The sequence below is a fragment of the Candidatus Thiodiazotropha sp. AKIB8 genome, from assembly GCF_058244675.1.
In genome coordinates this window covers 33178-44194 of the sequence record NZ_JBSYOO010000009.1, presented here as the reverse complement: position 1 = coordinate 44194, position 11017 = coordinate 33178, and the positions used below count along the sequence as shown (strand labels likewise).

The window sequence follows — 11017 nt, the reverse complement described above, 5'->3', positions numbered from 1 at the left end:
CCCACCCTACGCAAACTGTTTTTGATTCACAGGAAAAAATCGTAGGGTGGGGCCATGCCCCACCAAAATGGGTTAAATAACTCGCTACCATATAGATTAATACTCTATATCTTGAACAAGAAAATTGGTTACATTGTACTATTTTCCAGCTTAATATGGTGGGGCATGGTCCCACCCTACGACTTATTCCGCATCCTTTACAGAAAGAGTTGGAGGGGCTTGGATTAATGGTCAGAGGTTGACTAATTTCTGCTCATCCACTCTCCAATAACCTGAATCAACCGTTCTCTTAAGATAGACCTTGAAGTCTGTCGCCTGCCTACCCAGTACCTCTTCTACACCACTCTGCAGCTGACTGTTTCGACCATCAAGAACTTCTGTAAAAAGCTCTCGCAATAACCATTGCATCTGTTTTGAAACGCCCTCTTCCTCGAGTGCGTTGATGTAGGCATCAACAGGAACCTGGGTATATTTCACCTCTCTTTGCAGAACAGTTGAGAGCTCTTTCATGGATTCGGAAAAACTCATCGCACGCGGCCCTGTAAGTTCATAGACCCGATTGCGATATTGCTTTTGAGTCAAAGTGGTAACAACAACTTCTGCAATATCTTCTGCATCAATAAAAGGCTCGAGCGTATCGCCAGCAGGCAGCACAAGCTCTCCTGCTAGAATACCTTCGATCATAAAACTCTCACTGAAGTTTTGAAAAAACCAACTTGCCCGAACAATATTCCACTCCAGACCACTCGACCGCACAATCTCTTCCGCTTTTTCAGCGCCTGTTTCACCTCGTCCGGAAAGCAGCACAATATGCTCCAACCCTGATTGCCTGGCCAATGTTACAAATGCTTCAATATCTGATGCGGCTTGAGGTATAGCCAAATCGGGCTGATAAGTAACATATACAGAACCTACACCTTTAAGCGCAGCAGGCCAGCTCTTACGATCCTCCCAATCAAAAGGCAGATCTGTTGATCTTGAAACTGCTCGCGTATTCAGCCCCATCTTCAATAAGCGCTGATTGACACGATGTCCGGTCTTGCCGCTCTGACCAATAATGAGTATCGGTTTGTTAGCCATAGTAGGGTTTCCTTTAAAGATTGTCGTCTATAAGAAATCAGTGTTTCTGATTTATGCATTAATCCTAGGCAAAAGAAAAAAGACCAACAATCACAGTTTATCTATATTTATATACAGTTCGTCCAGAACAGTGGATATTATCCCGACGACCAAACAGTTTGACTCCAGGGGCTATGGAAAACAGACATCATGACCACGCAACCAAAACCGACCATTGCCGACATTTCAGATCCGATCGGGGAAGCGCTGCATCTTCTCAAGTTGAATGGAACCTACTACTGCCGCTCTGAACTTCAGGCGCCATGGGGTATTGAGTTACCACCATTTGAGGGTCACATGATGTTTCATGTTGTGACCAGAGGTGAATGCTGGCTTGAGGTCTCAGGTGAGGAGCCCCACCTGCTTAAACAGGGTAGTCTGGCATTGGTACCTCACGGTTCAGGCCACACAGTTCGCAGCCAGCTGAATGGTGAGACACAACCACTATTTGATATTCCCGTAGACTCTGTAAGTGAACGCTATGAAATTATGCGTCACGGTGGCGATGGTGAACTCACCCAATTAACCTGCGGCCTGGTTCGTTTTGATCATGTCGCTGGACAACAGATTGTTACCCTGCTTCCTCAGGTACTACAGATTGATACCTGGAAGGAGGAGGAAGGCAGTTGGATACAGAGCACCCTTGAATTGATTACCCGTGAAGCCAGAGAGCTGCGTCCTGGTGGCGAGACGGTAATAACCCGCCTGGCAGATGTTCTCGTTATCCAGGCAATCCGTTCCTGGCTCTCCTCATTGGATGAACCAGACCAGAACTGGCTATCCGCACTTCGCGACAAGCATATTGGTAGAGCACTTGCTGCCATTCATCGTTACCCTGAACAAGAGTGGACCCTTGCTGCCTTGGCTACAGAGGCAAGAATGTCCCGTTCCGGCTTCTCGGCAAGGTTTACAGAGCTTGTTGGCTATACAGCAATGCACTATGTGACGCGTTGGCGCATGCTGATCGCCCGCTCACAGCTCGCCGAGTCATCTGAACCGCTTGTGAGATTCGCTGAACGCTGTGGTTATCGATCAGAAGCCGCTTTTTGCAGAGCCTTCAAACGGGAATTCGGTGTTTCACCCGGCAGTGTTCGACAAAAAAATCACCTGACCAATTACTATTAACCCGGCGACTAAGTATGTCGTCTTCAGGGTTAATAATCATTGAGTCAGTGCAAATCCATTAGCACCCGAATATGCGCTTCCACACTTCGTGCAAGCGCATGAGGTTCATAGCCGCCTTCCAAGACTGAAACAACCCTGCCCTCTGCATACTTATCGGCAATATCCACTATCTGCTCAGTAACCCAACGATAGTCGGCTTCGGTCAGACTTACACCTGACATCTCATCCTCAATATGGGCATCAAAACCGGCAGAGACAAAGATCATTTGCGGTTGGAAGTGATTCAGAGCTGGAAGCCAGTGAGCAGTCACTGCCTCTTTGAAATCCGCACTTTTCGCAGTTGCCTGCAAAGGTGCGCAAATAATATGATCCGGACTCTCCTCAATATCAGTGTAGGGATAAAAGGGATGTTGAAAAGTAGAACAGACAATCACCCGTTTATCGTCGCGAAAAATATCTTCACTGCCATTCCCATGATGTACGTCGAAATCAAGAATCGCCACACGTTCCAGTCCATATTCCGCCATCGCATGTGCAGCACCAACAGAAGCGTTGCCGTAGACACAGAAGCCCATTGTTCTCATACGCTCTGCATGATGGCCGGGGGGACGTACGGCACAAAATGCATTCCGTAATCCCTCCTGCATAATAAGATCCACTGCTTTTATCGCAGCCCCGGCAGCACGCCTGGCAGCTTTTAAACTTTGTGGACTGACCACTGTGTCCGGATCCAGGTGTGCATGACCACTCTCAGGCATCAATTTTTCAACCTGATTCAAATAGGCTTCATCGTGACAACGTAACAGTTGCTCACGGGATACTTCAGGCGCATCGTAGTGGCGCAGAAAATCGTACAGCTGGGCTGCCATTAAACGATCATCAATTGCTTGCAGTCTTGATGCATTTTCAGGATGCCCCACACCAGTATCATGCCCCAGGCAGTCTGGGTGGGTAATATAGGCCGTTCTCACAAAAAAACTCCCAATTTTCAGCTGCATTCATTAAGCAGCATAATACTTATTATGAATCTTCAGAAACGGTTACTTAGGTAAAGAATTTGTAATTTTTTAGATGTAAACTTCCAACCACACATGCCGATAAACTAAGTGCTCATCGACGTCACCATGTAAACGTTTTCATTCAGACTATCACACCGTGCTTCCGTGAGTATAAGCGGATATTCTCTCTCACTATTATCACCAGTGTGGTGTAACGTATGAATAGTACACCACACTAGAAGTTCATACAGGCTGGAACTCATGCAATCACACTATTTAACCCCTCTATTCTCACCTAAAAGCGTCGCTATGTTCGGCGCCAGCGAAAGGGAAAACTCGGTTGGTGAAGTGGTTTTTAGAAACCTCATCTCCTCCGGATACAAAGGCGCAATCTACCCGATCAATCCAAAGCATGAGGAGATTCAGGGAATAAAGGCTTATAAATCGATTCAAGAGATCGATGAATCGGTTGAATTGGTTGTCGTTGCGACACCGGCAAAAACCATCCCAGCCATAGTTGAAGCCTGTGGATTACACGGCGTAAAAACCATGATTATCCTCTCCGCCGGTTTCCGTGAATCGGGCCCAGCCGGACTTCGAATAGAAGAGCGTGTGGTCGAGGTTGCCAAAGAGTTCGGTATTCGCTTCATCGGCCCAAACTGTCTTGGTCTTATTCGGCCTGACCAGGGTATCAACATCACCTTCGGCAACAACAACGCCAAGCCCGGCAACCTGGCGCTGGTCTCACAATCAGGCGCAATCTGTACCGCTATTCTTGACTGGGCAGAGGTTAACGATATCGGTTTCTCGACAGTCATCTCCACCGGTATCTCAGCTGATTTGGATTTTGGTGATTATCTCGATTATCTGGTCTCCGATCCTAAGACTGACAGTATCCTGCTCTATATAGAAGGGATTAAAAATGCCCGTCGCTTTATGAGTGGTCTACGTGCAGCTGCGCGCATCAAGCCTGTAATTGTTCTCAAGGTTGGGCGTCACGCAGCAGGGGCAGAAGCGTCAATGTCCCATACCGGCGCACTGGTCGGTAGTGATGAAACATTTTCTGCCGCCCTCTCCCGTTCGGGTGTTTTAAGAGTCGAGACAATCTCGCAGCTCTTCTCAGCGGCGAAGGCCCTATCCTCCCGCTACCAGGTATATGGTGACAAGCTGGCGATCATTACCAACGGTGGTGGCCCAGGTGTTATGGCTGCTGACCGAGCCTCGGATCTGAATATTGAACTTGCTAAATTCAGTGATGAGACAATTACAGCCCTGAATCAGGCCCTTCCGGATGTCTGGTCACACAGCAATCCAGTGGACATCATTGGTGAAGCCCCACCTGAACGATATCGCGCTGCTGTGGATATCTGCCTCAATGACCCTGGCGTCGACGGCACCATTGTCATTCTCACCCCACAGGCAATGACAAAACCGGATGAGGTTGCCCAGGAGCTTATCGAGCTGGCAGACAAACATAAAAAACCTATCCTCACCAGTTGGATGGGTGGCAAGCAGGTCGAGAATGCACGCAAACTGTTTAATAATGCCAGGCTGCCTTCATTTCGTACCCTTGAAAATGCAGTTGATGCCTTCTATTACCTATCATCCCATCAGAAGAATCAGCGCTTATTGTTACAGACACCAGCCAAGAGTTCCCGTCGTCATGTGCAACCTGATGCAGACGGTGCCCGTCTGATTATTGAGAGCGCATTATCAGAACAGCGTAAAGTGCTATCTGAGCCTGAATCATTCGCAATCCTCGGCGCTTTCCGTATCAATGCTGTACGCAATGGTGTAGCGAGATCTGCCAATGAAGCGCTGATTCTTGCTGAATCCATCGGCTTTCCGATAGCGATGAAAATATTCTCACCAGATATCTCGCACAAATCTGATGCTGGAGGCATCCGCTTGAATATCAATAATGCCCAGGCAGTGCGCACCAACTACCGGGACTTGGTCGAGCAGGTCAAAGAGACCCGCCCTGACGCCACCATTCAAGGTGTGACCGTAGAGCAGATGTATCAAAGCCCGAATGGTCGCGAGTTACTGATCGGCATCGTGCGGGATCCAGTATTTGGCCCCGTAGTCAGCTTTGGCAGTGGTGGTACCACTGTGGAAGTAATGGGAGACTCTGCCATTGCGCTTCCTCCATTGAACCGTCGCCTGGCCAGTGATCTGATCGATCGTACCAAGGCCGCCAAGATGTTGGATCAGTTCAGGCACATGCCCGCTGCCAACCGTGAGGCACTGGTTGATGTGCTGCTTCGTGTTTCGAGTATGGCGTGTGAGTTACCCTGGATTCAGGAGATGGACATCAATCCATTGATTCTCGATGATCAGGGAGCAGTCGCAGTCGATGCCCGTATCCGGGTCGATTATCCCCGCCCATCCACCGACCCCTACCATCACCTGGCTATCCACCCATATCCGGTGAATCTTGTGACTCACGGCCAACTTCCTAACGGCATCAATATTGTTGTACGCCCGATTCGACCTGAAGATGCCGATCTGGAGCAGAACTTCACGAGACAACTCTCAAACGAGGCAAAATATTTCCGCTTCATGAGCTCGATCCAGGAGTTGACCCCGGAGATGCTCACACGTTTCACACAGATCGATTATCACAATGAGATGGCACTTATTGCCGTGACAGAAGATGAGCACCATGAAGTCGAGCTGGGTGTCGCCCGATATGTAATCAATCCGGACAAACGGAGTTGTGAGTTTGCCTTGGTCGTTGCGGATAAGTGGCAAGGCCAGGGCATTGGCCATAAATTGATGAATCACCTAATGGAGATAGCCAGAGACAGAGGACTGGTGAGGATGGAGGGTGAGGTATTGAGCAATAACTTTAAGATGCTTGATCTGATGAGGTCACTCTACTTCCAGGTCTTACCCTATCCAGAAGATAACAGCATAAAACAGGTCATTGTTGAGTTGTAGTGGGAGAAGCTCCCAACAACTCATGAAAGATTGGAAAAAAACCAGCGTATGTCGTGTCTCGACATACGCATCTCTGGAAAAATACCGATCCTATTGACCCACCCCTCCTAAAAAGAAAAACCCCGGCAATATGCCAGGGTTTTTCATATTCATATCCACCCTGCTTGATAACAGGCCGGAAATCTAAATTCGCAATCGTGCGAAGTGTTAGATTTTCTCTTTGATACGAGCCGCTTTACCGGTACGACCGCGCAGGTAGTAGAGTTTGGCACGACGAACATCACCGCGACGAGTCACTTTGACTGAAGCGACAGTCGGGCTGTAGGTTTGAAATACACGTTCCACACCTTCGCCATGAGAAATCTTGCGTACGGTAAAGGCTGAATTAAGGCCGCGATTGCGCTTGGCAATTACGATACCTTCAAATGCCTGTAAACGCTCACGCTCACCCTCTCTGACCCTAACCTGAACAACAACGGTATCACCTGGGCCAAAATCGGGAACTTCACGACTCATCTGCTCGGCGTCGAGTTCTGCGATGATATTGCTCATGGTCTATTGCTCCTCTGTTTGCTTTGCGTCTCCCGACGCTGCGCTAATTTCTGCTAAAAAAGTTTTCTCTTCCGCCGTTAACTGGCGATCTTTCAACAGCTCAGGACGACGTATTTGGGTACGCCCCAAAGCCTGTTGCAATCGCCAACGACGAATGGCTTCATGGTTACCGCTCTGTAGAACAGGCGGAACCGGCATCGAATCAATCTCCTCAGGACGGGTATAGTGGGGACAATCCAATAACCCATCCATGAAAGAGTCTTGTTCAGCGGAATCCGCATCACCCAGGACATTGGGTAAAAGACGTATCACCGCATCTAAAACAACCATAGCGGCCAATTCACCGCCACTCAGTACGTAGTCACCAATGGACCACTCTTCATCGACATAACGCTCGATGATGCGTTCATCTATCCCTTCGTAGCGGCCAGCTATCAAAAGTTGAGGCTTTCGATGCTCAACCAGTCGCTTGGCACACTGCTGATCGAAACGCTTACCCTGTGGGCTCATATAGACCACATTGGCATCGCCCGATTCAGCCAGGGCAGCTTCGATGGCATGCTGTATCGGTTGATACTTCATCACCATGCCTGGCCCACCGCCATAGGGACGATCATCCACAGTCCGATGTACGTCTGTGGTGTAGTCCCGGGGGTTCCAGAGTTCAACCTGAGCAATGCCACGATTGATCGCCCTGGCTACCACACCCTCGCCCTTGAGGGCATCGAACATACCAGGCATCAGGGTTACCACATCAAAGCGCATAGCTTTAAAAATCCGGGTCCCAGTCAACTGTCATCCGTCCGGCTTGCAGATCTATTTCCTGTACCGCCTGTCCAACGGTATAGGGAATCAGCCTTTCGCGATCACCCTTGACCACCAACACATCGTTTGCCCCTGTCTCAAACAGATGGGAGACCCTGCCCAGCTCAACCCCATCCAGGGTAGAGACAAGCAAACCAACGAGGTCGGTCCAGTAATATTCACCTGCAGGCAGTGCAGGCAATTGCGTTCTACGTATCGCGATCTCACTTTCGACCAGCTCAACGGAACGATCCCGATCGTCATAACCTTCGATCTGGGCGACTATCCCTTTACCTTGGGGATGTCCTGCGGCAACCTTGAACTCTTGCCACTCACCCTGGCGTTTAAGGTACCAGACCTTATAGCCGAGTATGCCCTCTTTCGGTGAAGTGAAGGAGTAGATCTTTACCCATCCCCTTACACCAAACAGGCCAGAAACCCGGCCCATTATGATCATATCTTTATCTGACATCGTCTCTGCCCTATGAGCTTATAACTCAGGACGAGAACAGCAGATCCTATCAGGCAGCCTGCTGCTTCGCTGCCTGTTTCAACAGGGTCGCAACTCGATCGCTGGGCTGAGCACCCTTGGAGATCCAGTGTTGTATCCGATCCTGATCAACCCGCAAACCCTCTTCAGAGCCAACGGCGACGGGATTAAAAAAGCCCAGGCGCTCAATATAGCGGCCGTCACGGGCATTTCGGCTGTCTGTGACCACGATGTGGTAGAACGGACGCTTTTTAGCGCCGGTTCGAGATAGGCGTATGGTTACCATGATGTATCCTTGAGAAAATCGTTAACACACCGGAACCTGCCGGCGGGAAACGGCGTATTATAGCTAAGATTTAACCAATGTGAAGAGCTAAATTTGCATTAATTTAGGGTTCTGCATCCTGAAATCGGTTTATTTACTGTTTTTTTGCTGGATGGGGCCTGTCTAACCACTCAGTCAGCCATTAAACGAGCTAGTGTGGTGCGTCATACTAGTGGGTCGCATCTCAAATAAGTTCAGAAGGGGAAACCACCGCCAGGCATACCACCGCCCGGAAATTTACCTCCAAGCCCTCTCATCATCTTCTTCATTCCGCCGCCTTTCATCTTTTTCATCATCTTCTGCATCTGTGTGAACTGTTTCAGCAGTTTATTCACATCCTGAACCTGGGTTCCAGAACCAGTGGCAATACGCCTTTTACGTGAACCTTTGATGACTGCCGGAAACGCACGTTCCTGGGGGGTCATCGAGTTGATGATAGCGATCAGACGACCAACCTGTTTGTCATCCACTTGATTTTTAACATGATCCGGAATTTGGCCCATGCCGGGCATTTTGTCGAGCAAGCCACTCATGCCACCCATTTTCGACATCTGCTGCATCTGCTCTCTGAAATCATCCAGATCGAAGCCTTTACCCTTCTGCAGTTTTTTCGCCAGCTTGGCAGCTTTGTCCTGATCAACTTTGCGGCTGACCTCCTCCACCAGCGTCAGCACATCTCCCATACCGAGTATGCGAGAGGCAATACGATCCGGGTGGAAGGGTTCCAGTGCATCGATCTTTTCACCCACACCGATGAATTTGATCGGCTTGCCGGTGATCTGGCGTATCGAAAGTGCCGCACCGCCTCGGGCATCACCATCCGCTTTGGTCAGGATGACACCGGTCAGTGGCAGAGCTTCATTGAACGCCTTGGCGGTATTCGCTGCATCCTGACCAGTCATGCTATCGACCACGAACAGGGTCTCAACTGGACCAAGCGTTTGATGGAGCTGCTTGATCTCCTCCATCATTTCGCCGTCAACATGCAGACGACCAGCCGTATCCACGATCAAAACATCCGCAAAATCCCGTTTTGCTCGATCCAGTGCGCGCTTGGCGATCGCAACCGGCTTTTCATCACTCTTGCTGGGGATAAACTGGGCATCGACCTCTTTAGATAGGGTCTCCAGCTGATCGATCGCAGCCGGACGATAGACGTCACAACTGACTACACTGATCTTTTTCTTACCCTCCTGTTGCAACCAGCGTGATAATTTCGCAACACTGGTTGTCTTACCAGAGCCCTGCAGACCTGCCATCAGGATCACTGCCGGCGGCTGAGCGCTCAGATCCAGGGACTCATTGGCTTCCCCCATAACCTGAACCAACTCATCATTGACGATTTTGATCAGGGTCTGTCCGGGAGTCAGGCTTTTCATCACCTCTTCACCGGAGGCCTTCTGTTTTACCTGCTCAACGAAGTCACGCACCACAGGCAGAGCAACATCGGCCTCAAGCAGGGCCATGCGAACCTCTCGCATCGTATCCTTGATATTGTCATCAGTCAGGCGAGCCTGACCTCTCAAATTGGTGAGGACTTTTCCCAGTCTCTGGGTAAGATTGTCAAACATGAATCTCTCAATCAGTTACTTAGTTATCAGCTCTAGGACCTGTTCAGACCGGTTAATCATTTCAGGTCTGAGTGAGTCGAATCGGTGATTATATACCAGTAGAGCGTTTGTGCTCTCAGGAAATGGCATTCTCCCTTTCACAGAAGCCGTTAAATGTGCGAATATCCGAGCATAAGCCTATTGTTCTATAAGGATGTTTTGTCTTTGATCGCCACACTTGCCATCATCGCATATCTTGCTGCGGGAGCTGTCATTGCCCTGCGTCTGTTCAACAGCCGGGAAACCTCTGGTTTACCCCGGGCAATCGCACTGGGCCTGGGATTCCTGGGCGTTCTGCTGCATGCGATCCCCCACTATCAAAACTTTGTTGCTGCAGCTGGCTTAAATATGGGCATTTTCAACGCCCTTTCACTGATCGCCTGGACTATCTCACTGTTACTTCTGATCTCAAGCCTGACCAAACCGGTGGAAAATCTTGGAATCGTCATCATGCCGATTGCTGCTTTGGCGATCTATCTGGAAAACCGCTATCAGACCGTGCACTTTATCAGCGGCCAGCTCTCTTCCGGGTTAACCATCCATATTCTGGTATCCATGCTGGCCTACAGTCTGTTTACCCTGGCCAGTGTACAGGCGGTGTTACTGGCGATACAGGATCACCACTTGCGTAGACGCCATCCAGGGGGATTTATTCGCGCACTGCCACCGCTACAGACCATGGAGAGTCTGTTATTCGAAATGATCGCAGTTGGTTTTGTGCTGTTGAGTCTGGCTCTGCTCTCCGGTTTTGCTTTTCTTGAAAACATGTTTCAACAGCACCTGGCACACAAAACAATACTCTCCATCATCGCCTGGCTGGTGTTTGGAACCCTACTGTGGGGTCGCTACCGCTTCGGCTGGCGTGGGCAGAAAGCCCTGATCTGGACCTTAAGCGGCTTTGTTGTGCTGATGCTGGCCTACTTTGGTACTAAAGTGGTTATAGAATTAATTTTGGGATAAGCACTGATTCGATCTATTGCCCGTCAGCTGACATGTATCGGTATCTGATCAATACTCAACAGCTAAGGCAATTGACTCAATCATAAAAACA

The 11017-nt window shown here is 49.4% G+C and carries 10 protein-coding genes; 3 read left to right on the top strand and 7 right to left on the bottom strand.

The window, feature by feature from the left end:
- Positions 1-231: 231 nt before the first annotated feature.
- Positions 232-1080 carry an NmrA family NAD(P)-binding protein gene (locus AC4IFB_RS01515; RefSeq protein ID WP_490779161.1) on the bottom strand — a complete coding sequence of 283 codons (849 nt, stop codon included), beginning with the start codon at positions 1078-1080 and terminating at the stop codon, positions 232-234.
- 189 nt (positions 1081-1269) lie between these two features.
- On the opposite strand from AC4IFB_RS01515, the gene AC4IFB_RS01510 reads away from it, so the two are divergent.
- Positions 1270-2244 (top strand): AraC family transcriptional regulator, encoded by a 975-nt coding sequence (locus AC4IFB_RS01510; RefSeq protein WP_490775722.1) that lies wholly within the window; start codon positions 1270-1272, stop codon positions 2242-2244.
- 44 nt (positions 2245-2288) lie between these two features.
- Here the strand turns inward: AC4IFB_RS01510 and AC4IFB_RS01505 are convergent, their stop codons facing one another.
- Positions 2289-3215, bottom strand: a complete 927-nt coding sequence (locus tag AC4IFB_RS01505; protein ID WP_490775721.1) for a histone deacetylase family protein — start codon at positions 3213-3215, stop codon at positions 2289-2291.
- A 288-nt stretch (positions 3216-3503) separates the two neighbouring features.
- Between AC4IFB_RS01505 and AC4IFB_RS01500 the strand changes: the two genes are divergently transcribed.
- Positions 3504-6185: a bifunctional acetate--CoA ligase family protein/GNAT family N-acetyltransferase gene (locus AC4IFB_RS01500; RefSeq protein WP_490775720.1), complete on the top strand. Its 2682-nt coding sequence runs from the start codon at positions 3504-3506 to the stop codon at positions 6183-6185.
- 207 nt (positions 6186-6392) lie between these two features.
- Here AC4IFB_RS01500 and rplS read toward each other — a convergent pair whose 3' ends face one another.
- From rplS to ffh, 5 genes are all read right to left on the bottom strand, one after another.
- Positions 6393-6737 (bottom strand): 50S ribosomal protein L19, encoded by a 345-nt coding sequence (gene rplS / locus AC4IFB_RS01495; RefSeq protein WP_068988031.1) that lies wholly within the window; start codon positions 6735-6737, stop codon positions 6393-6395.
- 3 nt (positions 6738-6740) lie between these two features.
- Positions 6741-7502 carry a tRNA (guanosine(37)-N1)-methyltransferase TrmD gene (gene trmD / locus AC4IFB_RS01490; protein WP_490775719.1) on the bottom strand — a complete coding sequence of 254 codons (762 nt, stop codon included), beginning with the start codon at positions 7500-7502 and terminating at the stop codon, positions 6741-6743.
- 4 nt (positions 7503-7506) lie between these two features.
- Positions 7507-8013: a ribosome maturation factor RimM gene (gene rimM / locus AC4IFB_RS01485; RefSeq protein WP_490779160.1), complete on the bottom strand. Its 507-nt coding sequence runs from the start codon at positions 8011-8013 to the stop codon at positions 7507-7509.
- A gap of 49 nt (positions 8014-8062) precedes the next feature.
- Positions 8063-8317 carry a 30S ribosomal protein S16 gene (gene rpsP / locus AC4IFB_RS01480; RefSeq protein WP_490775717.1) on the bottom strand — a complete coding sequence of 85 codons (255 nt, stop codon included), beginning with the start codon at positions 8315-8317 and terminating at the stop codon, positions 8063-8065.
- A 233-nt stretch (positions 8318-8550) separates the two neighbouring features.
- Positions 8551-9927 carry a signal recognition particle protein gene (ffh, locus tag AC4IFB_RS01475; RefSeq protein ID WP_490775716.1) on the bottom strand — a complete coding sequence of 459 codons (1377 nt, stop codon included), beginning with the start codon at positions 9925-9927 and terminating at the stop codon, positions 8551-8553.
- 180 nt (positions 9928-10107) lie between these two features.
- Here ffh and AC4IFB_RS01470 point away from each other — a divergent pair, with 180 nt between their 5' ends.
- A complete protein-coding gene (locus AC4IFB_RS01470) occupies positions 10108-10926 on the top strand; it encodes a cytochrome C assembly family protein (RefSeq protein ID WP_490775715.1) in 819 nt (272 codons plus the stop codon).
- The last annotated feature ends 91 nt before the right edge of the window (positions 10927-11017 follow it).

Coding starts and splice junctions, on each gene's coding strand:
- rpsP (WP_490775717.1), bottom strand. CDS start 8,317: ATGGTAACCATACGCCTATCTCGAACCGGCGCTAAAAAGCGTCCGTTC.
- rimM (WP_490779160.1), bottom strand. CDS start 8,013: ATGTCAGATAAAGATATGATCATAATGGGCCGGGTTTCTGGCCTGTTT.
- AC4IFB_RS01500 (WP_490775720.1), top strand. CDS start 3,504: ATGCAATCACACTATTTAACCCCTCTATTCTCACCTAAAAGCGTCGCT.
- rplS (WP_068988031.1), bottom strand. CDS start 6,737: ATGAGCAATATCATCGCAGAACTCGACGCCGAGCAGATGAGTCGTGAA.
- trmD (WP_490775719.1), bottom strand. CDS start 7,502: ATGCGCTTTGATGTGGTAACCCTGATGCCTGGTATGTTCGATGCCCTC.
- ffh (WP_490775716.1), bottom strand. CDS start 9,927: ATGTTTGACAATCTTACCCAGAGACTGGGAAAAGTCCTCACCAATTTG.
- AC4IFB_RS01510 (WP_490775722.1), top strand. CDS start 1,270: ATGACCACGCAACCAAAACCGACCATTGCCGACATTTCAGATCCGATC.
- AC4IFB_RS01515 (WP_490779161.1), bottom strand. CDS start 1,080: ATGGCTAACAAACCGATACTCATTATTGGTCAGAGCGGCAAGACCGGA.